General features: G+C 37.3%; 22 protein-coding genes. 14 read left to right on the top strand and 8 right to left on the bottom strand.

The window, feature by feature from the left end; translation table 11 throughout:
* Positions 1 to 240 precede the first annotated feature (240 nt).
* The 3 genes from RIV7116_RS16840 (at position 241) to RIV7116_RS16830 (ending at position 4,578) form a co-directional block, all read left to right on the top strand.
* On the top strand, positions 241 to 1,437 hold the full coding sequence (locus RIV7116_RS16840; RefSeq protein ID WP_015119503.1) for a glycosyltransferase family 4 protein: 1,197 nt from the start codon (positions 241 to 243) through the stop codon (positions 1,435 to 1,437).
* Between the two features lie 580 nt (positions 1,438 to 2,017).
* On the top strand, positions 2,018 to 3,676 hold the full coding sequence (locus tag RIV7116_RS16835) for an alpha-amylase family glycosyl hydrolase (RefSeq protein ID WP_015119502.1): 1,659 nt from the start codon (positions 2,018 to 2,020) through the stop codon (positions 3,674 to 3,676).
* A 326-nt stretch (positions 3,677 to 4,002) separates the two neighbouring features.
* A complete protein-coding gene (locus RIV7116_RS16830) occupies positions 4,003 to 4,578 on the top strand; it encodes a LuxR C-terminal-related transcriptional regulator (protein ID WP_015119501.1) in 576 nt (191 codons plus the stop codon).
* Positions 4,579 to 5,018: 440 nt separating this feature from the next.
* Here RIV7116_RS16830 and RIV7116_RS16825 read toward each other — a convergent pair whose 3' ends face one another.
* Together RIV7116_RS16825 and holA are read right to left on the bottom strand one after the other, a co-directional pair.
* The gene (locus tag RIV7116_RS16825; protein ID WP_015119500.1) at positions 5,019 to 5,495 is read right to left on the bottom strand and encodes a DUF4168 domain-containing protein; all 477 of its coding nucleotides are present in this window, start codon (positions 5,493 to 5,495) and stop codon (positions 5,019 to 5,021) included.
* A 103-nt stretch (positions 5,496 to 5,598) separates the two neighbouring features.
* Entirely contained in the window at positions 5,599 to 6,591 is a 993-nt protein-coding gene (gene holA, locus RIV7116_RS16820) for a DNA polymerase III subunit delta (RefSeq protein ID WP_015119499.1), read from the bottom strand.
* Positions 6,592 to 6,836: 245 nt separating this feature from the next.
* On the opposite strand from holA, the gene RIV7116_RS16815 reads away from it, so the two are divergent.
* Together RIV7116_RS16815 and RIV7116_RS16810 are read left to right on the top strand one after the other, a co-directional pair.
* On the top strand, positions 6,837 to 7,592 hold the full coding sequence (locus tag RIV7116_RS16815) for a DUF1868 domain-containing protein (protein WP_015119498.1): 756 nt from the start codon (positions 6,837 to 6,839) through the stop codon (positions 7,590 to 7,592).
* A gap of 518 nt (positions 7,593 to 8,110) precedes the next feature.
* A complete protein-coding gene (locus RIV7116_RS16810) occupies positions 8,111 to 9,073 on the top strand; it encodes a stage II sporulation protein M (RefSeq protein WP_015119497.1) in 963 nt (320 codons plus the stop codon).
* Positions 9,074 to 9,397: 324 nt separating this feature from the next.
* On the opposite strand, the gene fabG is transcribed toward RIV7116_RS16810, so the two are convergent.
* A complete protein-coding gene (gene fabG / locus RIV7116_RS16805; protein ID WP_015119496.1) occupies positions 9,398 to 10,162 on the bottom strand; it encodes a 3-oxoacyl-[acyl-carrier-protein] reductase in 765 nt (254 codons plus the stop codon).
* Between the two features lie 130 nt (positions 10,163 to 10,292).
* On the opposite strand from fabG, the gene trxA reads away from it, so the two are divergent.
* A complete protein-coding gene (gene trxA, locus RIV7116_RS16800; protein ID WP_015119495.1) occupies positions 10,293 to 10,610 on the top strand; it encodes a thioredoxin in 318 nt (105 codons plus the stop codon).
* 310 nt (positions 10,611 to 10,920) lie between these two features.
* The gene (locus RIV7116_RS16795; RefSeq protein WP_015119494.1) at positions 10,921 to 11,511 is read left to right on the top strand and encodes a hypothetical protein; all 591 of its coding nucleotides are present in this window, start codon (positions 10,921 to 10,923) and stop codon (positions 11,509 to 11,511) included.
* Positions 11,512 to 11,584: 73 nt separating this feature from the next.
* Here the strand turns inward: RIV7116_RS16795 and prmA are convergent, their stop codons facing one another.
* The 4 genes from prmA to RIV7116_RS16775 form a co-directional block, all read right to left on the bottom strand.
* Positions 11,585 to 12,505 carry a 50S ribosomal protein L11 methyltransferase gene (gene prmA, locus RIV7116_RS16790; RefSeq protein WP_015119493.1) on the bottom strand — a complete coding sequence of 307 codons (921 nt, stop codon included), beginning with the start codon at positions 12,503 to 12,505 and terminating at the stop codon, positions 11,585 to 11,587.
* 217 nt (positions 12,506 to 12,722) lie between these two features.
* A complete protein-coding gene (gene serA / locus RIV7116_RS16785) occupies positions 12,723 to 14,303 on the bottom strand; it encodes a phosphoglycerate dehydrogenase (protein ID WP_015119492.1) in 1,581 nt (526 codons plus the stop codon).
* 388 nt (positions 14,304 to 14,691) lie between these two features.
* Positions 14,692 to 15,459, bottom strand: coding sequence for a 3-methyl-2-oxobutanoate hydroxymethyltransferase (gene panB, locus RIV7116_RS16780; protein ID WP_044291944.1), 768 nt, complete (start codon positions 15,457 to 15,459; stop codon positions 14,692 to 14,694).
* Positions 15,460 to 15,562: 103 nt separating this feature from the next.
* The gene (locus RIV7116_RS16775; RefSeq protein ID WP_015119490.1) at positions 15,563 to 16,642 is read right to left on the bottom strand and encodes a two-component regulator propeller domain-containing protein; all 1,080 of its coding nucleotides are present in this window, start codon (positions 16,640 to 16,642) and stop codon (positions 15,563 to 15,565) included.
* 779 nt (positions 16,643 to 17,421) lie between these two features.
* Here RIV7116_RS16775 and RIV7116_RS16770 point away from each other — a divergent pair.
* The 5 genes from RIV7116_RS16770 (at position 17,422) to RIV7116_RS16750 (ending at position 22,306) form a co-directional block, all read left to right on the top strand.
* Positions 17,422 to 18,852 (top strand): form I ribulose bisphosphate carboxylase large subunit, encoded by a 1,431-nt coding sequence (locus tag RIV7116_RS16770; RefSeq protein WP_015119489.1) that lies wholly within the window; start codon positions 17,422 to 17,424, stop codon positions 18,850 to 18,852.
* A 103-nt stretch (positions 18,853 to 18,955) separates the two neighbouring features.
* On the top strand, positions 18,956 to 19,360 hold the full coding sequence (locus tag RIV7116_RS16765; RefSeq protein ID WP_015119488.1) for a chaperonin family protein RbcX: 405 nt from the start codon (positions 18,956 to 18,958) through the stop codon (positions 19,358 to 19,360).
* 110 nt (positions 19,361 to 19,470) lie between these two features.
* Positions 19,471 to 19,812 (top strand): ribulose bisphosphate carboxylase small subunit, encoded by a 342-nt coding sequence (locus RIV7116_RS16760; RefSeq protein WP_015119487.1) that lies wholly within the window; start codon positions 19,471 to 19,473, stop codon positions 19,810 to 19,812.
* A 409-nt stretch (positions 19,813 to 20,221) separates the two neighbouring features.
* A complete protein-coding gene (locus RIV7116_RS16755; protein ID WP_015119486.1) occupies positions 20,222 to 21,313 on the top strand; it encodes a fatty acid desaturase in 1,092 nt (363 codons plus the stop codon).
* Positions 21,314 to 21,499: 186 nt separating this feature from the next.
* A complete protein-coding gene (locus tag RIV7116_RS16750) occupies positions 21,500 to 22,306 on the top strand; it encodes an aminoglycoside N(3)-acetyltransferase (RefSeq protein WP_015119485.1) in 807 nt (268 codons plus the stop codon).
* Between the two features lie 92 nt (positions 22,307 to 22,398).
* On the opposite strand, the gene RIV7116_RS35880 is transcribed toward RIV7116_RS16750, so the two are convergent.
* Positions 22,399 to 22,566, bottom strand: a complete 168-nt coding sequence (locus RIV7116_RS35880) for a hypothetical protein (RefSeq protein WP_015119484.1) — start codon at positions 22,564 to 22,566, stop codon at positions 22,399 to 22,401.
* Positions 22,567 to 22,876: 310 nt separating this feature from the next.
* Here RIV7116_RS35880 and RIV7116_RS16745 point away from each other — a divergent pair, with 310 nt between their 5' ends.
* Positions 22,877 to 23,473 (top strand): GDSL-type esterase/lipase family protein, encoded by a 597-nt coding sequence (locus tag RIV7116_RS16745; RefSeq protein ID WP_015119483.1) that lies wholly within the window; start codon positions 22,877 to 22,879, stop codon positions 23,471 to 23,473.
* A 638-nt stretch (positions 23,474 to 24,111) separates the two neighbouring features.
* On the top strand, positions 24,112 to 24,414 hold the full coding sequence (locus RIV7116_RS16740; RefSeq protein WP_015119482.1) for a hypothetical protein: 303 nt from the start codon (positions 24,112 to 24,114) through the stop codon (positions 24,412 to 24,414).
* The last annotated feature ends 44 nt before the right edge of the window (positions 24,415 to 24,458 follow it).

Raw genomic sequence — 24,458 nt, 5'->3', positions numbered from 1 at the left:
TCCCGGATGGAGATAGTATTCACCGAAGGTGCGGATCATCGCAAAGCTTTATTTTCGGTTACGAGTGCGTAAGTACTACAAGAGTAGTAATTTTTACTTAACTGTATAAAAAACCAGCATTTCCTAAAGCACATAAATACAATTCAAAGCTGGATGGCAATTGTATTCAAGATTACTTACAGCCTATGAAAATTTAAGTAACATAAATTACTTATAAATCCCAATACCCAAAGATCATAAATGCGTCTTTTAATCATTGACTATGCTGGCGATTATCGTGAGGCATATCATAAGATCCATAAACATGGAATCGAAACCTATCATTGTCACAAATATGTAATTGATACTACGACTAAAATTAGCCAGCAAATTGATGAAGTAACACTAGCTTGTTGTTACAGTAAGCAAGTATATAACGAAAAAATCGAACCCAATTTGCGAGTAATTGCTGGAGGATTTGAACCCTATCAGAATCCCAATAAAGTTTTAGAAATTCTCGAAAGTCAACAACCGACTCACTTAGTAGTCAGATTCCCCATGAAACAGATGTTTCACTGGGGAATCAAGCATCAAGTCAAAATAATGGCATTACTTGCGGATTCTTTTGTACCAAGAGGTTGGAAATCACGTATTCAAAATTATACTTGGAAAAAATTATTAAACCATCAACAAATAGATTGGGTAGCTAATCATGGATTAAATGCTTCTTATTCCTTGCAACAAATAGGTGTTAATCCGGATAAAATCATTCCTTGGGATTGGGTGCGTAAATTTACCCCACAACCTTTCACGCCCAAACATTTATCATCAAACTCTGAGACTCGAAACTTGGTCTATGTAGGCTTAATCATTGAATCTAAAGGTGTAGGGGAAATTCTCGAAGCAGTAGCACAACTGCGTCACATCCAACCAATCAAGTTAAAAATAGCGGGTAATGGCGACATCGATAAATTTCAGCGTCGTGCAGAAGAATTGCAAATCGGGGAACAAGTAGAATTTTTAGGATTAGTATCGCAAACCCGTGTTATGGAATTAATGCGTGATGCAGATGCAGTGATTATCCCCAGTCGGCATGAATATTCTGAAGGCTGTCCAGCTACAATTTATCAGTCATTATGCGCTCATACTCCGATTATTGCATCCGACCATCCCATGTTTCGCGGCAATTTAGTACATCGTCAGAATGCAATGGTATTCCCAGAGCGCCAATCAAAGTTACTCGCTCAATCAATCCAGGAATTATTTGCCTCTGAAGAGTTGTACCATCGAATATCCCTCAATAGTGAAGCCTCATGGGAACATTTACAAATGCCCGTTAAATGGGGAGATTTAATTACGAATTGGCTATTCGACTCACCAGTCAGTCAAAAATGGTTAAGCGAACGCAGTTTATCGTCAGGTTTGTACAATCAACCCAAACTTAAAAGCTGTGTCTGAAATTGTCTAATGTCAGACAATTAATCTTGTAGAAGAAATAGGTTCCATAATTCAATTCGAGTTTAGGCTAAAGCTGTCTACGGCTAAGGGGTTGCGGTGGATACAACTGGTATAAAACTCCCGAGGGAAGATTAGAAAAACACTATCAAATCTCAACTTTATTTATGGAGTTCTTATCTGAATTAAAGGTATTTATTGAAGAATCAATGCAATTCATCAAGGTTAAAGGTAATAGGTAATCTACAAGAGATTATTTTGATCGCAAATGTTAATTAGGGGCATCCTTTCCTTTTACCTATAAGCCTTAAATCCCATCAGCAAGTACTTAAGTAATTAGGTAGTAATACAACTATACTCCTCAAGAAATAGCTGTTTTTACCTAAATTATTCCTGGCGAAAGATTTATTAACAAAACTTAACGTGCAAAATAATCATTACAAGGTAAGAGTAATTAAACAATACTTCTTACTCGATAACTGCCGATTGCTATTGATAACAAACTATTAGCTAAAAGCAGTAAGAGCAGAGTATGTTTATTTCCTAAGCCTAGTTCTATACTTATTAGGTTTTAAACACAATTATGGCAAAGCCCATTGAATTCAAGCTCTTTGCTCCTTATAACAAAGAAGCTGCTTTAAGTGGTTGCTTCTCAGATTGGGAATCAATCGCAATGGAAAAAGGCGAAGATGGTTATTTTCGCTTAAAAGTTGATTTAGAAGACGGTGTTTATAAATATAAATTTAAAGTCCGCTCAAAGTCTTGGTTTTTTGAAGAAGATCAATGGGTAGATGTAACCGATCCTTATGCGACTGATATTGATGCATTAGGTGGTTATGAAAATGGTATTGTTCGTATTAAAGATGGGGAAAGAATTGTCGATACCTATGTTTGGTTTCATGACGATAAGCCTTTACCTCCAGACAATGAATTAGTTATTTACGAGTTGCACGTCGCTGACTTTTCTGGTGGGGAAGATGATAAGTATGCACGTGGAAAGTATCAACACGTTATCGAGAAGCTAGATTATTTAGTAGAGTTGGGAATTAACGCTATTGAGTTAATGCCAATTAAAGAATACCCTGGCGATTATAGCTGGGGATATAATCCTCGTCATTTCTTCGCTACTGAAACCAGCTATGGTGAGACTGCGGACTTAAAAAAGTTAATTGATGAATGTCATGGCAAGGGAATTCGAGTGTTGATGGATGTTATTTTTAATCATTCAGAAGCATCGGCTCCTTTAACACAAATCGACCACGATTACTGGTATCACCACGAACCCCGCGATCCTGATAATAACTGGGGACCAGAATTTAATTATGAAAAATATGACGATAATTTAGACACCTATCCAGCGCGAAGGTTTATTGGCGATACAGTACGTTTCTGGATTGAAGAATATCACATTGACGGTATTCGTTACGATGCAGCGCGGCAAATTGCTAACTATGATTTCATGCATTGGATAGTAGATGAAGCCAAAAAAACCGCTGGTGCAAAACCTTTCTATAATATTGCCGAACATATTCCTGAAACTACCAGCATTACAAATTTAGATGGTCCAATGGATGGTTGCTGGCACGATAGTTTTTACCATTGCATTCGGGAACATATTTGTGGCGATAAATTTGATTTAGAAGAACTAAAAGATGTCATCGATTGCAAGCGTCAAGGCTTCATGGGTGCAACCAACGTTGTCAATTATATTACCAACCACGACCATGACAGGATAATGGTGGAATTGGGCGATCGCGAAGTTTTTGATAAGGAAGCGTTTCATCGATTAAAGTTGGCAGCAGCCATTTTAATGACAGCAGTCGGCGTACCAATGGTGTGGATGGGGCAAGAATTTGGCGAATATAAACCTCAGACTCCAGAATCATCAAAAATTGAATGGGGATTACTGGAAAATGATTTAAATAGAGGATTATTTGAGTATTACAAAGGTTTAATTAACCTACGTAAAAATAATCATGCTTTATATGGGGAAAATATTGAATTTATTCACGAAAATCCCGAAGCTAAGGTATTAGCATACACCCGTTGGAATGATGAAGGTTCTCGTATTGTGGTTGTAGCTAACTTTTCCGAAAATTTCTTGGCTGGTTATAAAGTTCCGAATTTTCCTGCTACGGGTACATGGCATGAATGGACAGCTAATTATGATATTGAAGCTGGAGATGATGGAATTATGACTGACTTAGGACATTTTGAAGCAAAAGTGTTTGTTTGGAGGTAATTTTATTGTCTTCAGCTAGTTATCCTGCTGCATTTTTTAAAATTTAGACCTTTACATAAACCCGATTTTTTTAAATCGGGTTTATTAATTTTATGACTTACGCAACGGCGAAGGGAAATATGGGTTTCACAGACTCAAAACCCTCCTACATCAGCCCTAAATCAAAATCCGAAATATATTACTGTCAAGCTGTATAAAAAATTATCATGCTCTAGAAGGCTAATTTTAGCTATCAAAACTCATTTATACATATTTGTAGGTGACGTTTAAACTTGCAGTCATCACAAATATTGTCTGTCAATTTTAAATATATCAAGTACAAGTATATGAATATTTCTCAACTTTCAAAAACTGAAACAGAACTGCAGTTTCAAGACCAAATATATTTTTTACAAGAAATAGTAGACAACTTAGAAGATGGTATTTTAATCTTAACTGAAACAGGTGAATTAGTTCATAGAAATGCTAGCGCTGAAAATATTTGCAGTCAAATAGATAAATCAAATTTGAATATTAATTCTGTGCCATCAGTGATTTGGAATGCTTGCAATACATTGATACAAAATCAGCTTTGCCATCAAAATTTAACAACATTTTCGGAAGAAATAATTATCAATCAATCACTGGTTTTTCGTTTAAGGGTAAGACGGTTTAATCTAGAATTAGCAGAGCAATCATTACTACTGGTAACAATCGAGAATCGCTACGAGTCTTTGAAAAATGTAGCTTTGTCCGAAGCTTATCAATACCACTTAACCCAGCGTGAAGCGGAAATATGGAGTCTCTATCGGGTTACGTCAAGCTATAAACAAATTGCCCAAAGTCTTTTTATTACTGTAAATACAGTCAAAAAGCATATTAAAAATATTCGGGCAAAACAGCAAAGATTTTATCCGGCTTAATATTTAAAACTCAAACGGCGTTGCTGGATCTAGATATCAACTTTTAACTCAAGTGGAATACCGTCTTTACCTCACCCCTTCCCCTCTTCTTCTCAAGCAGAGGGGTTTCCACTATTTGCAGGCTTTGCCCCTAGTTACTGATAAAAGTGGATTCGAGTACTGTGGATACGACTCAAATACAATCCGCCAAATTTATAAAGATTTTTTATTAATCATTAACTGCCAGCTTATAGTAGCTGCTAAAACTACGACAAGCTAACGTTAAGCCAGTGTCAAAAGTCAAGTTGTAAAAAATTCAATCAAGTGAAGATTCATCCAACCATTACTTAATAAACACTTAATATTTTATAAATCAAATTAAAAAATTATTCCATTCCCCCGGCTCATCCGGGGGGAACAATCTTTCATTCGATAAATCTAAATTTTTGCTTAAGTTTTATCTATCGAGAATTAGGCTTTTTCTGTAAACGGATTAATGCATTATGAATCTGCTTTTTTAAGCTGTCATCATTTTGTAGCTTCAGTGTAATATCGTTAAAATGTTGAATGCTCAATCCGCTATCTTTAACAATTGTCTGAGAGCGCTGACAGTATTTATTAGCAATATCCCTTGCTTTGCGTGTAGGCAGAGCAGCTATAGTTTTAGGTTTATTGCAGGTTATGCTAGGAACTTGACCAGAGATTTTTTTTAGTTCTTCAAATGCTTGAAGCCTGCTTTGCTCTATTGTTAATAAAGCTCTAGAATATTTCTCTATATCATTATTGTTAACTGATGAAGGGGTTTGAGCATCAGCTTTTGCACTCGAAACTATACTGCCAGCAGCAAAACTAAGAGCAGCTAAAGTACCTACGAAAAAAGACTTATAAAGCATTCGAGCAATATTAGTTCCCTTGGAAGAATGAGTAATTCTCTTCATATGCTGTGTGATAATTAATTACAGTAAGAAGATGTTAATCACTTTGAATTGTTTCAAGGAGTAGTTGTTCCCTTGAATAATCGAATAAATTAAACAAATATATTCATTGTCGTCTTTTTTGGCATATTTGACATAGTTCTATAACTTTAGTTTGGAGTGTTAGAGTTTGAGCCGCTCCTTGTTTTAGATTAACTTCTAATTCAAGTAGTATAGGCATACAAGAAATTAATTGTTGTACCGAAAGAAGCTGAACTTCTTGTTGTAAATATTTAATACGATAATGATTGCGAACTTCAGCTGCTTGAGCTATTGCTTGGGGAGAACGTTCGCCTGTTTCCATCATAATTCTAACCCACAGCCAAGTACGAAATTGACCGATAAGAGTGGCTACTATCCGTAAGGAAGGTTCGGCTGCATTTATTAAATCTGCTACTAAATTCAAAGCTTTTGCCGTGTCTCCGATTCTAATAGCACCAGCTAATTGTAGGCTACTTTGAGTAGAGTTTTGGATTAATTGAGCAGCAGTCTCAACATTTAATGGTTGATTGCTATCTAATAGGTAAAGCTGCAATTTACTTAATTCGTTGTAAAGCAGACGAGTATCGTTACCTATGGCTTCTACCAAAAATTCCGCACAGTTAGGGGCTAATTTAATTCCTAAAGATTTTGCCGCATCATTGACAGATTTTACGAGCAAGTCAGTTTTCCAGGGTGATATCAATCCAAACTCCTGAAATTTAGCAAATTTTTTTAACTGTTTTGTAGATTTGAGTCTTTCATCCGGTTTGTTGCTGCTAGTGATTAATAAATGGGAATTATCGGGAATTACGTCTAAAGTACGCTGTAACTCAGATAAGACATTGCTATCGGATTGCTGAGTGATATTAGTATTCATCAGCCATACCAAGCGCCCACCAGCCCCGAAAGGTGGTGTCATTGCTTGATTCAATGCTTCAATTACAGCATTAGGATAATCGGGGGGGAAAGTTGTGTAGTTAAACGATGCCCAATTCTCGTCGAGAACTTCGTTGCGTAAATCGGCGATCGCTTTTTCCATAGCAAAATCATCTTCGCCCCAGTAGATGTAAATTGGCATGATTAAGGTATAGGAAGTAAAAAATACGAATTAGCTTCTCGCAAGGGTGAAAGTTATCGATTTATTATATGAAAGCATATGAAAGTTTTACCTTTTACTTTTACCCAATGAATAATTCCTAACTTATCCAAACTTTGGTTACTTTGGTTAAATTGAGCGATTTTGCCTACAATTTATGCAATGAGTGCGGGAGAATATGAAAGTTGGACGATAATTATCAAACTTATATAAATCGGGTAGCGCCCATGACGTTACTTTCCGCTTATATATCTCAAATCCAACATTTGAAGGAATCTGCTAAATTTGCATCACACCCAGAAAAAAAAAGAAAAGCTGTGTCTTTTCCTGGCTATACATTAATAACACCGCCTAGCGGAGAAGACAATTCACAAAATTCTGCTTTTTACTCAAAAATGCAGGATTATCAAGAGGAACTTTTAAAATTACCCATGGGTTCCGATTTGATTATACCGGTACCGCACGATAGCTTTCACTTGACTATAGCGGACTTAATTTGGGACAGTGCCTATCGCGATGCGAAGGCAAGCAATCCTGATTTTGAAACACAACTACAGTCATGTTTTAACGATATTTTTCAACAATATCAAAATGGTGCGGCTCCAAAGAATCCTCCTAAATGGCAAATGTTGGGATTAATGCTTATGCCAAGGGCTATAGCGGTTTGTTTGGTTCCCTCTTCTCAAGAAAGTTACGAGCAAATTGTTAGCTTGCGTCGGGCAGTTTATCAAAATCCCAAGCTGATGGCATTGGGAATTGAGCAACAGTACAATTTCACGGCGCACATAACTTTAGGCTATTTTGGAGAGATTCGGGAAGATTTAAATCGCGCTAATTTTGCCAACATGCTCTCGGAGCTAAATCAAAAATGGGTTGAGAATTTACCTACGTTAACGGTGCATCGTGCCGAACTTCGTAAATTTGATGACATGACGCAGTATTATCGAGAACCAGAATCGCCGGTTTTGATTTTTGATAATTAGAAAATTGCCATGAAGGGTTAAGAAGGTAGTATAGCTAATTTCGGCTGAATAAAGTTATATATTTTACCATTACCCGTTTTATGAAAACCCCTTTTCAAAACATCGGCTAAGGTATACACCTATTCGGTTTCCCCCCTTTTTAGGTTAGGGGGGATAAAAATGCAGTTATCAGTTACTTTTACTTTTAGGAATGGCTGCAACTGGCACATTTTTCTTGTAGGGTGCTAGTACACTGATTGATTCTAAGGCAGTAATAAGGTTTTCCTGTCACGCACCAACCAAAGCTTTATGACATTAATCTTTCCTTTAAAAATAGTGGGAATTTAGCTCACCTTAGGGTGGGCTTTGTTTGTGTAACTCTAATTTTGTAGAATCAAGGCAAGTTAGCGTAGCGTTTTATGTGATTTAGTACCGCATAGTTGATTGATTAGTTCTCCGAAAGATAATCTAGAAATAAACATACTCAATGTATAGTGCTTCGCCCAAATACAAATTGGAATAAATCACTAATTCGGGATATGGATATTCAACGCTGGATTGCAAGACGAGAACCAAATTGGCAACGCTTGGACTCCTTGTTGAATCAAATCGAAAAAAAAGGTTTCAATTCCCTCAGAAGAAAAGAAGTCAAAGAATTATCAAGTCTATACCATTTAGTAGTCGGAGATTTAACATCCGCTCGCACCCAAAATTTAAATCATCATTTGATACAAAATTTACAAGCTTTGAAAACTCGTGCCTGTAAACAAGTTGATCGAGGTTGGCGAAGGCAAAAATATTTGAGAGCTTTAAAATTTTATAGCTGGGGATTACCTGCAACAGTACAACAAACTTTTCCTTATATTGTGGTGACTACTGCTTTATTTATCTTAGGTATATTAGTCGCTTGGTTGTATATTTGGCAAGACCCTAACTTTATCTCACTAATATTACCATCAAGAATAGTTTCCAAAGTTCGTGAGGATGGTGAATTATGGATGGATTCAATTGTAGGTGTTGAACCTTTGATATGTTCTGGAATTACAATTAATCATAATCTGAAAGTTTGTTTTAGTGCCATTGCCGGTGGAATTACTGCCGGGGCATTCACAGTTTATGTAATAGTATTTAATGGTCTACTTATTGGCGCAGTCGCAAATCTGGTAAGTCAAAATAATTTAGCTTATCCTTTTTGGGCGTTTATTTTTCCACATGGTTCCTTAGAATTACCTGCGATCATTCTTGCTGGAAGTGCAGGATTATTAATTAGCAAAGCAATATTATTTCCTGGAAAATATTGCCATCTAGATGCTATGAAATTTTATGGCTCCCAAGCTATTAAATTGGTCTTTGGGATTGTGCCAATGTTAGTTATTGCTGGTTTAATTGAAGGATTTATGTCCCCTAACCCAAACATTCCTAACCCAATTAAATATTTAACTGGAATCGGTTTATTAATGACTTTAATCGTTTATTTTAGCCGAAAGTCAGCGAACAGTTAGTAGTTATCAGTTATCAGTTATCAGTTAAATCTAGAGATTATTGACCGCAATCTAATGAATGAAAGTTATTTTCTCTAATTATCCCGTGTTTTTCAGCCATAACCTTAGATTTAATCAATCATTTACAGTAATGGCCGCAATTGTCATCAGGCTTTGGTTGGTGCGTGACAGGAAAACCTTATTATTGCGTTAGAATCAATCAGTGTACTAGCACCCTACAAGCAAAATGTTCCAGTTGCGGCCATTCCTAATTTAATGACAAATGCTGACTGATAACTGATAACTGATAACTGACGATCCACAACCTTCAGGAGAACAACTGATTTAAGCCATCACCATTCCGCCATCTACATTGAAAACTTGTCCGGTAATATATGCTGCGGCTGTATCTGCGGCAAGAAAACGTACCATCCCAGCAATTTCTTCTGGCTTGCCGTAACGTCCTAAAGGAATCGCTTTAAGAATTTCTTCTGATTTTAGTTCGCTTGTCATGTCAGTTTCGATAAAACCTGGTGAAACTGCATTAACCGTTATACCGCGAGAAGCAAATTCTTTAGCTAGAGTTTTAGTTAAACCGATAACTCCCGCTTTTGCTGCACTGTAGTTAGCTTGTCCGGGATTGCCCATTTGTCCGGCAACTGAAGCAATATTTATAATCCTTCCAGAACGTTTTTTCAACATACCTTTACTGACAGCACGAGTACATAAAAATACGCCGGTTAAATTAAGATTTATTACAGCTTGCCAATCTTCTGGCTTCATGCGTAAGAGTAAAGTATCGCGAGTAATTCCAGCGTTGTTAACCAAAATATCGATTTTCTTAAATTTTTCTAAAACAGTATTAATCAACTTGTCTACTTCTTCCGATGAGGAAACGTCCGCTTGCAGCGCGATCGCACTTCCTCCGGCTGCGGTAATTTCAGCTACGAGTTCATCCGCCGCCTTGCTGGAGCTAGCATAGTTAACTACTACACTTGCTCCTAATTTTGCTAATTCTTGAGCGATTGCTCGTCCAATTCCTCGCGAAGCACCAGTAACAACAGCAACTTGTTCGCGTAAGCTCTGCAAATTTTCAGGCATTAGTTCCATGAAACTTCCTCAATATAATTTCATCATTCAACCCCGCTAAATATAATAGGCTGATTCGTACCTGGGATTTACGACTATTTTGTCGTAGGCACTAATATAAAAATGATTGGAAAAAAACGGACTTCGTTATATGGCTACCAAAAAGGAATTCAATAGCTTTGAAGAGATGTTATCTGGTTCTGATGTACCAGTACTAGTTGATTTTTACGCTGACTGGTGCGGCCCTTGTCAGATGATGGCACCAATTTTAGATAAAGTGAATTCGCAACTCCAAGGAAAAATAAGAATCGTTAAAATTGATACAGAAAAATATCCGGCGCTAGCAAGTCAATATGAAATCTACGCTCTCCCTACTTTGGTACTGTTCAAGCAAGGGAAGCCGGTAGATAAAATTGAAGGTGTAATGCAAGCACCGCAATTAGTTCAGCATTTACAAACATTTATGTAAGATATTCTCTCTTCTTAGTCTTCCTCGTTACCAGGTTGAGCCTGGTAACGCATTTGAGTGAGGCTCTGCCGAGGTTCAATCTGAAGGCAATTCTTGCAAACAATAATTTGTACCGTTAATTATCGATATCAAGTTGTTTCTTTCCGCGAGATGAAACCGGCTGAAAATATGGGAAAACCTTTCTCCACCAGAAAATACAATTAATATTTTATAAACAACAAGTAATGCTGTTTACTGAAAAATACTGATATCTATTGTAAAAAAAGGTTAAGTATAAAATAGTCGGATGATATGCCGCTTTAGATATCTTATGAGTAAGCGTGAAAGTCCGGTTGGATTGATTTCTGTTCTATTAATTACCTTCGGCTTAAGCATCGCTGGTATTTGGTCGGCTTATCAAATTGGGTTTGTTTCGGATTCCGACATTGAATATACTTACACTGAAAATGTTAAAGATATATCAGCAGTAGATCGAAATAAGACATCAGAATCAAAAGTGAATAGTATTGCCACACCTAAACCGACTCCTACTGCGACACCTAAAAAATTAAAAACAGCAGAAGAATTAGCTGCAAATCCGGTACAGACAGAAATTCAATTTTTGTTTGATTCTAATAAAATCACCACTCAAGGTGTAGAAAAATTAAATCAGCTAAAAAATATTGTTAAAGAATTTGACTCGCAAACAGTTGCTATCCGAGTTTATTCTAATTTTGGCGAATCCGAATTTAGTCGCAAAATAGGAAGACAGCGCGGTGAAGAAGTAGCCGGTTATTTACGTCATCTTGGTTTGAAAAATAAAATAATTATTTCCCGCAGAAATCCAAACCCTTCAGCCAATAGTCTTTCTTCTGAGCAAAAGCGCAATCAGCCGATGGTAGTTAGGTTGTATAAGCTTTAAACTCTAGTCTATAATTGTAAATTTTATAGTTAATAAAATTACTGTTAACTGTTAACTGCTCACTGCTTGCCGATCATTGTCTTCTCACATTCAAACAACACCATTCTTTGCGCTTCCATAAAGTCGCAACCATCCAGCCATTCTTTTCTAAAACATCTGTGACAGCGTTGGATTGTTCTAATAAAATACCGCTAAAAATACCCCAGGTAGTTGGTTTAATAATTTCGCTCATGGCAGGAAGGATTTCCATAATAATTTCTGCCAATATATTGCAAACTATACCATCTACTGGTTGAGTAAGCATTTGCTGTACTGCTTCTACACTTCCTTGCCCTACAATTAAGCGTTCTGGAGGAAAGCCGTTGATTTCACGGTTTTCTGTAGTTGCTCTTACCGCTAACGAATCAACATCGACTGCATAGGCTTTTTCTGCTCCCAGCAATAAAGCTCCGATAGAAAGAATACCGGAGCCACAACCAATATCAGCAATTACCACATCTTGTTTTTTTTCTGCGGAATTAACGAAAGATTCTGGTAAACCGCTAAAACGCATTTCTAAAGATTCTAAACAAAGTTGGGTTGTTGCATGAGCACCAGTACCAAAAGCTGAACCGGGATCTAACTGTATAATTAACCTTTCTGTGTTTTCCGGGACAGGTATCCAAGAGGGATTAATTAGAAAGCGATCGCCAATTTCTTGGGGTTCCCAGTGTTTTTTCCAACTACTCGACCAGTCTTCTTCATCAATTAACTTCCACTGTAAGGAAGGTAAAGAAGTTTCAAAGCAAAGTGCATCTTGACGCAGCCACAGCGATAGAGCAGCTAAGTCCAGTAAATGTGCTTGAAATTGCGGTAAATAAGCTTGTACCGAAACAACATTACCTTTTTTTTGACTAGCAGTTCCCCGACAGCCGAATTCCTCCAGTCGCCAATATACAGAATCTTCAATTTCTGGAGAACATAAAATTTGTAATTCCCACCAAGTTTTTGCCACGATTAAATGAGTTAGGAGTTAGTACCACCGGAATTCTGAATTAGGAGTTAAGAGTTGTAAGTTGAAAATTGGGAGTTAGTGCGTACCGAAGTTAGGATTCAGGTATTAGGAATTAGGAAGACGGAATTTTTACTCGCAGCTTTTTTCTTATTTATTGCGATTCACTCTTAACTTTTAACTTTTAACTCTTAACTCCTGACTCCTAACTCCTAACTGCTTATAAAGTTACCGTATATGCATCTCGAATACCGGCTACTTTGGTAATCTCTTTCAAAATTCCGTCTGGCAATGGGTCATCTATACTTATAACCATTACCGCATCACCCCGAACAATTTTGCGTCCTACCTGCATACTGGCGATATTAACGTTAAAACTGCCGAGCAAAGAACCGATTTTACCGATAATTCCGGGCATATCGCGGTGTACGGTAAATAGCATATACCGATTTGGTGGTACGTTGATAGGAAAACTATCAAGGTTAGTAATCCGAATTTCTCCATCACCCAACAAAGCACCGGTGACAGCATGAGTTCCTAAGTTACCCGTAGCTTCTAAATGCAGCGAACCGGCGTAATCTTTAACAGAATCATCCCGCGTTTCAATGACACGAATTCCTCTTTCTTTGGCTTCAATGTTGGCATTTACATAATTCACTCTTTCGCGCAAAGCTTGGTAAAGCAATCCTTTGAGAGAAGCAATAACTAAAGGTTGGCTCTTGTTAGTTGCCAGTTCTCCTTGCAAGCTGACGTTGAGTAATTCAACTCTACCACCAGCAAGTTGCCCTACTAAGTTGCCTAATGTTTCTGCAAGCTGCATATAGGGTTTGAGTTCTTCCAAAACATTGGGATTTAGTCCTGGAATGTTTACCGCAGAACGCGCTGGCAAACCCAAAAGTACATCACGGATTTGTTCGGCAACGTCAATGGCAACGTTTACTTGGGCTTCTGTAGTTGATGCTCCTAAATGCGGCGTGAGAACAACTTCTTTACCTAAAGCTTTTAAAGGAGATTCACCTAAAGGTTCGGATTCGTAAACATCCAAAGCTGCGCCTTTGATTTTACCTTCCTTGAGAGCTGCTGCCAAAGCTTCTTCATCAATGATTCCGCCGCGAGCGCAATTGATAATGCGAGCGTTGGGTTTCATCTTCGCCAACATTTCGGCGTTAATTAAATGAGTAGTTTCTGGAGTTTTTGGGATGTGCAGCGTCACGTAATCAGCTTGCTGGATTAGCAAATCCATATCTACCAAATGAACGCCCATTTGTTCGGCTCTTTCGGTAGAAATAAAAGGGTCAAAAGCCAGTAATTTCATTCCCATTGCTTTAGCAACGCTGGCAACATGAGAACCAATTTTACCTAAACCGACAATACCTAAAGTTTTTTTATAAACCTCAGCACCGACAAAAGTTTTGCGGTTCCATTCTCCCTGTTTCACCGAAGCGTTGGCATCTGCAATATTTCGAGATAAAGCCATCATCATTGCCAAGGCATGTTCGGCTGCGGCAATGGTATTACCTTCAGGGGAATTTACGACTACAATTCCTCGCCGCGTAGCTGCGGGTACATCTACATTATCAACACCTACACCCGCACGACCGATAATTTTGAGATTTGTGGCTGCTTCAACAACTTCTTGAGTAACGCGAGTCCCAGAACGAATCATCAGGGCATCATATTCACCAATAATTTGCTGTAATTCTTCTGGTTTTAAACCTAACTTGACATCAACGCTAGCAACTTGGGATAGGATGTCAATCCCTGCTTGGTCAATTGAATCGGAAACTAGAACCTTAGACATAACTGCTTATTTTAAAGCTTACTTGTTTTTGTAGGGGAAATTGTCGGTCTTGAATGCGAAAATGCCATCCTAACGGCGATTAGCGTACAAATTAGTATTTAATATCCCATGAGAATGATACGCCGACTTATAGGGCACGTGATGAGAAATTTTTGCTCGGCACCATCTGGCTTTTCCTCATAGGGTAGACATAATCCACCAATAACATGAATAGCGCCCGCAGTTCATCTATTTATTAAAAATTCAGAAAGCGAAAAATACTGCAAAATTCGCTTGATGTAAAAGTATTTACGAATTGGTAATAGGTAATTGGAAACAATCAAAAATAATTAACTCTGTGCCTCCTTGCCTCCTAACCACCAACAACTAACAACTAACAACTAACTCTTTAAAACTTCCCTTCTCTAACTTCCTGACTAAACTCCCCTACAGCTTGAGTAATTGTCTGGCGTAAATTTGTATAAACTTTGGCGAATGGAGGCTGTTTTTCAGAAAGTCCGAGTAAATCGGAAGTGACTAAAACTTGTCCGTCACAGTCAGAACCAGCACCAATACCAATAGTAGGGATACTAATTTTTTGAGTAATTTCTAATGCTAAATCTGCGGGGATATGCTCCAAAACTATAGAAAAAACACCCGCTTGTTCTAAGGCGATCGCCTCTTGTAAAATTCTGTTCCGCGACTCTTGGGTTTTACCCTTCTGACGCAAACCAATTTGATTTACTGACTGTGGAGTTAAACCAACGTGTCCCATCACCGGAATTCCGGCACGTACCAAACGAGACACAGTATCTATCATTTCCGGATATCCGCCTTCTAATTTGACAGCAGAAGCTCCAGTTTCTTTTAATACCCTACCCGCCGAATGCATAGCTTGTGTAACGCTTTCTTGATAAGTCATAAATGGTAAATCAACTACCATCAAAGCTTGATTCACCCCGCGTCTGACGGCTTTTGCATGATATAACATTTCTTCCAAAGAAATCGGTAGAGTATTTTGATAACCCAAAGCCACAGCCATCGAGTCACCAACCAAAATCAAATCGACTCCACACTCATCCAGCAATTGAGCAATTAAATAATCCCAAGCAGTTAAAACGACAATCGGACGCTGCTGCTGTTTGTATTGAATTAACTTTTGGATAGTAATAGCCATTTCGATTTTGAATTGGACATGGGGCATCGGGCATTGGGCATTGAGCATTGGGAAGTAAAATTTTCAACTTATTACCCATTACCCATTACCCATTACCTATTAATCATTGCACTGCGCGAGTAAAAGCAAGGTGCGGTTTTGCTCTTTCCATTTTCGGCATTAACCAAGCTAAACCTTCACTGGTGCCAATCCATAGTTTGTTACCAACATCCGGAGCAATAGAAATAATTCTACTGGAAGGAAGTCCGGCGACTTCATCTAATAATGCTCCTGTATATGGATTTAATCTTAACAAACCGTTATCTGTACCAACCCAAACACTTTTATCATCAGCAAAACTTATAGATGTTACATTCTTTCCGCGCAGCCGCGTAACAGAACGTAATATAGAACCATTTTTTGGGTTGATAACCAGTAAGTTATTTGGGGTACCTGCCCAAATTAAGCCTAAAGAGTCAATTGCTAATGTTTGAACGGTTGTACCGGGTAAATCTTTAATATGCTTCATCACAGTAGCTTTGGCGGTGTCAACTCGCACCAAACCATCCAAAGTTCCAACCCAAAGATGTCCTTCAGCGTCCGTTGTCATGGCATTAGCGCTGACACCGGGAAGTTTTTTCAAGGTAGTCATAATTAACCCTTCATCAGGACTAATCAAAGCCAAACCGCTATCGGTACCAGCCCAAACATAACCGCGTTTATCAACTTGTAAAGATAATACTCTTTTGGAAGGTAAAAATAAATTCTGGGCTGTAATTTCGTTACTGCGGGGATCGACTCGCTTCAATCCTTCATAACTACCAACCCACAAGCGTCCAACTTTATCTTGCACCATCGCACCGATAGCGCGATTCGGTAAATTAACGCGAGCTAAAATTTCCCCGGTATTTGGATTAATCCGGGTTAAACCCCGTCCGTAACCAACCCAGAGATTACCCGTATAATCTGGCTGCAAAGCTTTGACGCGAAAATCAGTTTCCTTTAAATTTTCTATTCGTCGTCTTTGAACTGGTAAAGGTTTTCTGCGCGGTGGTGGTGGTGAAACAGGATAAGAAGGAGTTACTTCCGATGGATTAACGCGGAGAAGTTTCTGCGCCAACACGCGATCGCTAAATCCTGAAAGTGCTACTAAACCCAATATTGAACAAATTATTAAATTACTACGCTGACTAAAAAACACCACAATAATAATATCTACGGTAACAACTAATTACAGTGTTCCCTTTTGACAGTTAACAGTTAACAGCGAGCGGTTATCAGTTACTAGTTAGAAGCATACAAGAGTAAGGAAGAGCATTTTACAGCTTCGATACCTTAAATTCCCTATTCCCAATGCCCAATGCCCTATTCCCAATTCCAAGCCCAATCCCCTTTTTACAAAAATGCATACTATTATAAAGACCCTTCTGTAAAGGCTTCTTAATAAAATGTTTAAAATAATATGTGATAAGAAATTCAAATATAAAAGTTAAAAAGATTCAAATAATAACGATTCAAATTCTTGATATATTGTGAAACAGGCTACAGATTGCGTGGCGCACAGTTTCGGCTTTCGCTTACCGCTTGTCTATATCTCAACTGGTTAAGTTGAATTGATTTCGCTTTCTTTGTTGGCTTGAAGGAATAAAAGTTTTGTGGCTTTAGATTCCTTAGTTGCTATATCGAAACTCGAAAATCATGTTCATACCGATTAGTAACTAAGACTGGTATGTTGGAACGGGTAAAGAAAATTTTTTTGATTCGCTTGGAGTTTGAAAAAGGGATAGGCAATTAAGGGAAACTCGAATAAATCGAGATTTTTCGATATTTCCTTTGTTTTGAGAAAAAATCCTTTAGCAAAGACCGAGTTTTAATGAAATAAATTGAGATTCTTTTCTGTTTAGCAGGAAAGAACTATTCAAGCGATAGCTATTCTGTAGCGTGATTTGTAAGCAAAAGATTGACTTTTAGGATTGGATAAATATGTCTTACTCTCAAACGAGAACTCAGTCTAAATCAGGGTATGAAGCTGGGGTAAAAGATTATAGATTAACTTATTACACCCCCGACTACACTCCTAAGGATACAGACCTTTTGGCGGCTTTCCGGATGACTCCTCAACCCGGAGTACCTCCAGAAGAAGCTGGTGCTGCTGTGGCTGCTGAATCTTCTACAGGTACCTGGACAACTGTATGGACTGACTTGCTTACCGACCTAGATCGTTACAAAGGTCGTTGCTACGACATCGAGCCAGTTCGCGGTGAAGATAATCAGTACATTTGTTACGTAGCTTATCCTTTGGATTTATTTGAAGAAGGTTCTGTAACCAACGTTTTAACCTCTATCGTAGGTAACGTATTTGGTTTCAAAGCTCTACGTGCGCTACGTTTGGAAGATTTACGTATACCTGTTGCTTATCTAAAGACTTTCCAAGGACCTCCTCACGGTATCCAGGTTGAGCGCGACAAGTTGAACAAGTATGGTCGTCCTCTATTGGGTTGTACCATTAAGCCTAAGTTAGGTTTATCCGCTAAGAACTACGGACGCGCTGTATACGAGTGCTTGCGCGGTGGTTTGGATTTCACCAAAGATGACGAAAACATTAACTCCGCTCCTTTCCAAAGATGGAGAGACCGTTTTACTTTCGTTGCTGATGCTATCTACAAAGCACAAGCAGAAACCGGCGAAATCAAAGGTCACTACTTGAACGTAACCGCTCCGACTTGCGAGCAAATGCTCCAACGGGCTGAGTATGCAAAAGAGTTAGGAATGCCCATCGTAATGCATGACTACCTGACCGCAGGTTTCACCGCTAACACTACTTTGGCTCACTGGTGTCGCGACAACGGTTTGTTGCTCCACATCCACAGAGCAATGCACGCAGTAATTGACCGTCAAAAGAACCACGGTATTCACTTCCGCGTATTGGCTAAGTGCTTGAGAATGTCTGGTGGTGACCACATTCACACAGGTACTGTGGTTGGTAAATTAGAAGGTGAACGCGGTATCACAATGGGTTTTGTTGACCTATTGCGTGAAAACTACGTTGAGCAAGACAAGTCTCGCGGTATTTACTTTACACAAGATTGGGCTTCCATGCCCGGAGTAATGGCTGTTGCTTCCGGTGGTATCCACGTATGGCACATGCCCGCACTATTAGAAATATTCGGTGATGACTCCGTACTCCAGTTTGGTGGTGGTACTTTGGGTCACCCTTGGGGTAACGCTCCTGGTGCAACTGCAAACCGCGTTGCTTTAGAAGCTTGCGTTCAAGCACGTAACGAAGGACGTAGCTTGGCTCGTGAAGGTAACGATATTATTCGCGAAGCTTGTAAGTGGTCTCCTGAATTAGCTGCTGCTTGCGAACTATGGAAAGAAATTAAATTCGAGTTCGAGGCAATGGATACCGTCTAATTGTATTAGTTGTGAGTTTTTTGTTTTGGGTTTTAAGTTTAAAATCTCCTTAATTTAAAACTCAACACTTATAACTCATAACTATTATGGGCTGGGGTCAAGTATGAATATAAAGCAAATTGCCAAAGACACAGCCAAGATGCTGCAAAGCTACTTGACATATCAGGCAGTTAGGACGGTGTCGGCTCAAATTAATGAAACGAATCCCTATGTTGCGGCTTGGCTGCATCGCTTTTCTACCAAAGAAAGAATCCAAGATGGTGAAAAGTATATTGAGCAGTTATTCCTAGAGAAGCCAGAATTGGCTTTGCGGATAATGACAGTCAGGCAGCACTTAGCGGAAGAAATGACTGAATTTTTGCCGGAAATGGTTAGCACTGGAATAATGCAAGCTAACATGGAACATCGTCGTCATCATCTTGAACGGATTACGCAATTAGATTTATCTAACCCCAGTACTGAAGAATCACAAAAATCAGATAGTAGCTCGGATGAGACTTCGAGTTAAGAAGGTTAGTAGATAGTGGATAGTGGATAGTTGTTAGTAGATTTTCTAACAACTATCAACTAACAACTAAAAAAACTAACAACTAAAAAAACTAACAACTAATAGAAAAAATGCAAACTTTACCAAAAGAGCGTCGGTACGAAACCCTTTCTTACTTACCACCTTTAAATGACGCTCAAATTACTCGTCAAATTCAATATATTTTAGACCAGGGTTATTTTCCTGCAATTGAATTTAACGAAACTTCCGAGCCAACAGAAATGTATTGGACAATGTGGAAGTTACCTTTGTTCAATGCTAGAAGTCCCCAAGAAGTATTAGCTGAAGTTCAAGGTTGTCGTTCTCAGTTTCCTACCTGCTTCATTCGTGTAGTTGGTTTTGACAACGTTAAGCAATGTCAAATTCTTAGCTTCATCGTACATAAGCCAAACCAAGGTGGTTATAGATACTAAGGTTTGAATTGTAGAAGGTAGATTTTTTCTGTCTTTTAGATATTAAATAAATTTTCCCTTCCTGCTGTATGTGGGGAGGGAATTTCGGTGTTTATTATAGATTCTAATTTTCAGTTGGGTTAGACACTAAGATAAATTAGATCAAAAATAACTTAAAAAAAAAATAACTTAAAAAATAACTTAAAAAACAATTTATATAAATCGTGTTGTAACCCAATATCATCACTGCGGACAAACAAAAATTATTTCAAAGAGGAAAGATATTTAGAATACTGTCGATAATATATTGGGTTAAGGCACAAAAGGCATACATAATATGAATTCTGGTGTTAATATGTTTGATTTACAAATTAAGGCTATAGAATAGCAAGAATAAATCAACCATATGTCTTAGAAGGCATAATATTGTATGGATTCAAATTTGAGTCACTTTGTTACTCACATAAATCAAATTGATTTAGAGCAACCGCGAGATGAACACTTTTTTGCGCTACCTACTCCAATTAGCAAGTGGCTAATTACAAATTTACTTAAAGGGAAAGAAGATAAGAATATCTTTATCTTACTGATATCGATAAATATTCTTTTGACAAGTCTACCTTTAGCTATTGGCTTGTACGTCTTAGAAGGTAGAGTAAATAGTTTTTTGCTTTCTATCCTTGGTGCAGCTTATTTATATTTCCACCTATCAACATATGCTAGGTCATTTATCTTAGCTCTCCATTACTCAACCCATACTCCAATTTTTAAGAAAAAATGGAAATTCTTAAAACATATAAATATCAGCTTTCTATGTAATTTATTTGGTATTCCACCTTGGATATATTACTCTCATCATATTGCAATGCACCATTGTGAAAATAACACAACTCCTTACGACCTTAGCTCTACAATGCCTTATCAAAGAGATTCAAAGTGGCACCATTTTAAGTATGTGCTGCGTTTTGTCGTGGCAATTTGGGTTGAATTGCCTTATATTCTTTTCCTCAGAAAACGTTATAAATTAGTGCTGCGATGTATCTTGGGTGAGTCGTTGTTTTTTGCTACTATCTCTTATCTTTTTACACAAAGTCCAATCGCCACTTTCTTTGTCTTTATCCTACCCTTGTTTATTATCTCTTTTGCTATGATGCAAGGTAATTGGAAACAGCATATCTTTGTAGATCCTGAAGACCCAACGAACAACTATAAATCAACTTTTACTTGTATCAACACCCCTACAAATTCACGTAACTTTAATGATGGTTATCATATTGAACATCATAAAAATCCTAGTATTCCTTGGTATCGTCTTCCTGAATATTTTCAAGCTAATCTTCACGAGTACGTTGAAAATGATGCGTTTATTTTTAGTGGAATTGGGTCGATGGAAGTGGGACGTTTGGTTCTCAATAACAAGTTAGATATACTAGCAGATTATTATCTCAATATTGGACAAAAACAACGAACTAAAATAGAGCTAGTTGCAGAATTTCAAAGACGGCTAAAATTTATTAAGTAACTAGTAATATTCGGTTATATATAGGAATCCAGTTTGATTTTTGTTAGCGCAGCGTGGCGTAGCCATATAAATTGTATGGGTTAGGGAATAGCGTTAGCGGAGCTACGTTAGGAGATAAAGTGTAGTCTTGGGGGTTTCCCCTAAGAGCAACTTTTCATTTTATCTTTATACAAAAACTTATTTAAAATGGCAGAAGCAGAAGCTATTTCTAAATCACAATTACCTCGAACTCGCAAGACTTTAACACAAGATTTAATCAATGCAGGTTTAACTCCAGGAATAACCGTAATTGTACATTCTTCTTTAAGTTCTTTGGGATGGGTTTGTGGTGGAGCGGTTACGGTAGTTCAAGCTTTGATAGATGTGGTTACGTCAAGTGGTACTTTGGTAATGCCCACTCATAGTAACGATTATTCAGATCCAGAACTTTGGCAAAATCCACCAGTTCCTACTGAATGGTGGCAGACAATTCGCGATACAATGCCAGCTTATGATGCAAGAATAACTCCTACAAGAAATATGGGGAAGATTGTCGAAGTTTTCCGAACTTGGGAAAATGTTTTACGAAGTTCTCATCCTAATTTTTCGTTTGCTGCTTGGGGGAATCATGCTGAAGATATTATCAAAAATCATTCCTTTAATTATTCTCTTGGGGAAGAATCACCTCTGGCTCGTCTTTACGATTTGAACGGTTACGTACTTTTATTAGGAACAGGATACGATACCTGTACAACTTTTCATTTAGCAGAATACAGAAAAGGCGATATTAAAACAGTAAATTATGCAGCCCCAATTTTAGAAGCGGGAAAAAGAGTTTGGAAAACTTATCTTGATATTGATTTTGATACGGAATCTTTTGTTGATTTAGGCGAAGCTTTTGAGAAAACTGGCTGTGTCAAAAATTCAAAAGTTGGTTCGGCAGATACAAAATTTTTTGCTGTTAGAGATGCTGTTGATTTTGGTGTAGATTGGTTGAAAGCCAACAGGAAGTGATGCAAATATTTTTATGTATAAAGTAAAATTGGATGGGCAATAATGCCCTAGTTTTTCAGCACCCCGATCTAAAAATTAAATAGCTAGCTGTTTTAGTCAACTATATATTCGTCATACTCATTATCAAAATCATCTTCTTTTATTCTTCTCTCCAAGTCTTCTTGCAGTATGTGCAATTGTTTGATCGCATCGTTTTTTCGATTTTCACGAATGTACGAAATCGCTTTCTGCAAGACTTTAATAACCTCTGCTTTGTCCATAAAAAATTAACTATCTCAACAAAGCAATCATAAAATACATCGAGTAAATATAAAAGTTTTGATACAGTAGGGATATCCGTAGTAAAAATAGATTTATGGGTGTGTGAGAGTCAAGGGCATAAGTTTTATTACTATGCAGTTATGATTTTGGGATGACTTTGTGACATATTCGGATATTTAAATATGGTAAGTTTGTATGCTCTTGAAATTGGTTAAATAAAATACTTATTTGATTATTTAAGAGTATCGTAAAATTAATAGTTGATATTTATTACATCGATCTTGCCATTATTTGAATGAATTTGCAGCCATGAAAGAAACTAGAATTTGCTTTGTTGGTGAGTCACATATAAATGGTACTGGCGACGCTGAATGTTTGGGGTGGGCTGGTAGAATATGTCAGAATGCTTTTTCAAAAGGTTTTGAAATTACTTATTATAATTTGGGAGTTCGACGAGAGACGAGTAGCGAGTTAAGAAAGCGCTGGTTGCAGGAAGTCTCTTATCGTTTACCTAAAAAATATGATGGTAGAGTAGTATTTTCTTTCGGAGCTAACGATACAACTATAGAAAATGGTAAAACTCGAATTTATTTACAAGATTCGGTAACTAATCTGCGGGATATTTTGAGTATAGCTAAAGATTTATATCCGGTTTTAGTAGTTAGCCCACCACCAATAGATGATGAGAAACAGAATCAAAGAATTTCTGATTTATCGAAAGGGTTTGCAAATGTTTGTCATGAATTAAATGTACCTTATTTAGATATTATTCCAGAGCTATTAAAATCAAATATTTGGATGGATGAAGTTAAAAAATATGATGGTGCTCATCCCCGAGCAGCAGGATATGAAAAATTTGCTCAAATCGTTCAGAATTGGGAAGGCTGGCTAAATTGGTTTAAATAAATCATCATCAGTACATGTTAGTTTTATTTGTCACTATACTTTTTAAGTATCATTGCGGTGCAGATATATTGAAGTAATTATGTATAAATTTATTGATGGCTGACATCTGTATCTGTCAGCTATTTTTTTATTCAATCTGATTGAAACGTCATATTTATCAACTAAAAAATAGTTGTAAAGTTCTACTAGCAATGCTATCTTTAAAAAGTTTTCGGTAAATACAATGGATCTACTTAATCCTGCGGTTGATTCAAAGTGATGAACTTGAATTAGTTACTGTGCTAAGGCTGTGACTTTACCATTGAATCTTATAGGTTAATACTTACTTTTAACTTATATCTAACTTGACAATATATATGCTTTATTTAAGTTAAAAAATTAGATTAAAGATAAAACAATTAGTATAAAATATGTTATCCTTTTACAAGTTGTACATACAATTACAACTAAGAAATGGGAATATATCAACGATTTAAATATGTACTAATAGGATTAGTTTATCAAATAGGTTTCTTTATATAAATATGCGGTTAAACATATTTACCGCTTGAGTAGGGAACTTTTTTGGTATTACTATAATGTATTTTATTTAATTTAAGATATCCCCAAACAAGTAAACAATTGTAGGAGAGTAAAAAATGATTATTAGAGATTTAGCAATTCTAGATTTTGTTGAATTCTCGGGTTGCATTATGGGAGGTGCAGAAACTACAGCTAACGCTAATAGTAGTGCAGGAGCTGGAATAGCCGACAGTAATGCTGAAGCAACTGCTCTGGGAAAAATAACTAAAACTGTTACTAAAACTTCAACATTTACTCGTAAAGATGATTTTTCGTCATCTTCACGCGCTTCCGGAAGAGCTAAATCAAGTGCAAGAGATGGAAACAATATTTCTCGTTCTTCTGATAGTAGTAGTTCTTACTGGTTCAAGATTGGTTGAATAGGAAGTTTTATAAGATTTACCGCTATCCAATATTAAATTGA

It is taken from the genome of Rivularia sp. PCC 7116 (assembly GCF_000316665.1).
Lineage (GTDB): Bacteria > Cyanobacteriota > Cyanobacteriia > Cyanobacteriales > Nostocaceae > Rivularia.
This window is presented reverse-complemented; position numbering and strand designations above follow the sequence as displayed.

What these genes read in the sequence shown, in the direction of transcription:
- RIV7116_RS16840 (WP_015119503.1), top strand. Translation starts at nt 241, where the DNA reads ATGCGTCTTTTAATCATTGACTATGCTGGCGATTATCGTGAGGCATAT.
- RIV7116_RS16835 (WP_015119502.1), top strand. Translation starts at nt 2,018, where the DNA reads ATGGCAAAGCCCATTGAATTCAAGCTCTTTGCTCCTTATAACAAAGAA.
- RIV7116_RS16830 (WP_015119501.1), top strand. Translation starts at nt 4,003, where the DNA reads ATGAATATTTCTCAACTTTCAAAAACTGAAACAGAACTGCAGTTTCAA.
- RIV7116_RS16825 (WP_015119500.1), bottom strand. Translation starts at nt 5,495, where the DNA reads ATGAAGAGAATTACTCATTCTTCCAAGGGAACTAATATTGCTCGAATG.
- holA (WP_015119499.1), bottom strand. Translation starts at nt 6,591, where the DNA reads ATGCCAATTTACATCTACTGGGGCGAAGATGATTTTGCTATGGAAAAA.
- RIV7116_RS16815 (WP_015119498.1), top strand. Translation starts at nt 6,837, where the DNA reads ATGACGTTACTTTCCGCTTATATATCTCAAATCCAACATTTGAAGGAA.
- RIV7116_RS16810 (WP_015119497.1), top strand. Translation starts at nt 8,111, where the DNA reads ATGGATATTCAACGCTGGATTGCAAGACGAGAACCAAATTGGCAACGC.
- fabG (WP_015119496.1), bottom strand. Translation starts at nt 10,162, where the DNA reads ATGGAACTAATGCCTGAAAATTTGCAGAGCTTACGCGAACAAGTTGCT.
- trxA (WP_015119495.1), top strand. Translation starts at nt 10,293, where the DNA reads ATGGCTACCAAAAAGGAATTCAATAGCTTTGAAGAGATGTTATCTGGT.
- RIV7116_RS16795 (WP_015119494.1), top strand. Translation starts at nt 10,921, where the DNA reads ATGAGTAAGCGTGAAAGTCCGGTTGGATTGATTTCTGTTCTATTAATT.
- serA (WP_015119492.1), bottom strand. Translation starts at nt 14,303, where the DNA reads ATGTCTAAGGTTCTAGTTTCCGATTCAATTGACCAAGCAGGGATTGAC.
- panB (WP_044291944.1), bottom strand. Translation starts at nt 15,459, where the DNA reads ATGGCTATTACTATCCAAAAGTTAATTCAATACAAACAGCAGCAGCGT.
- RIV7116_RS16770 (WP_015119489.1), top strand. Translation starts at nt 17,422, where the DNA reads ATGTCTTACTCTCAAACGAGAACTCAGTCTAAATCAGGGTATGAAGCT.
- RIV7116_RS16765 (WP_015119488.1), top strand. Translation starts at nt 18,956, where the DNA reads ATGAATATAAAGCAAATTGCCAAAGACACAGCCAAGATGCTGCAAAGC.
- RIV7116_RS16760 (WP_015119487.1), top strand. Translation starts at nt 19,471, where the DNA reads ATGCAAACTTTACCAAAAGAGCGTCGGTACGAAACCCTTTCTTACTTA.
- RIV7116_RS16755 (WP_015119486.1), top strand. Translation starts at nt 20,222, where the DNA reads ATGGATTCAAATTTGAGTCACTTTGTTACTCACATAAATCAAATTGAT.
- RIV7116_RS16750 (WP_015119485.1), top strand. Translation starts at nt 21,500, where the DNA reads ATGGCAGAAGCAGAAGCTATTTCTAAATCACAATTACCTCGAACTCGC.
- RIV7116_RS35880 (WP_015119484.1), bottom strand. Translation starts at nt 22,566, where the DNA reads ATGGACAAAGCAGAGGTTATTAAAGTCTTGCAGAAAGCGATTTCGTAC.
- RIV7116_RS16745 (WP_015119483.1), top strand. Translation starts at nt 22,877, where the DNA reads ATGAAAGAAACTAGAATTTGCTTTGTTGGTGAGTCACATATAAATGGT.
- RIV7116_RS16740 (WP_015119482.1), top strand. Translation starts at nt 24,112, where the DNA reads ATGATTATTAGAGATTTAGCAATTCTAGATTTTGTTGAATTCTCGGGT.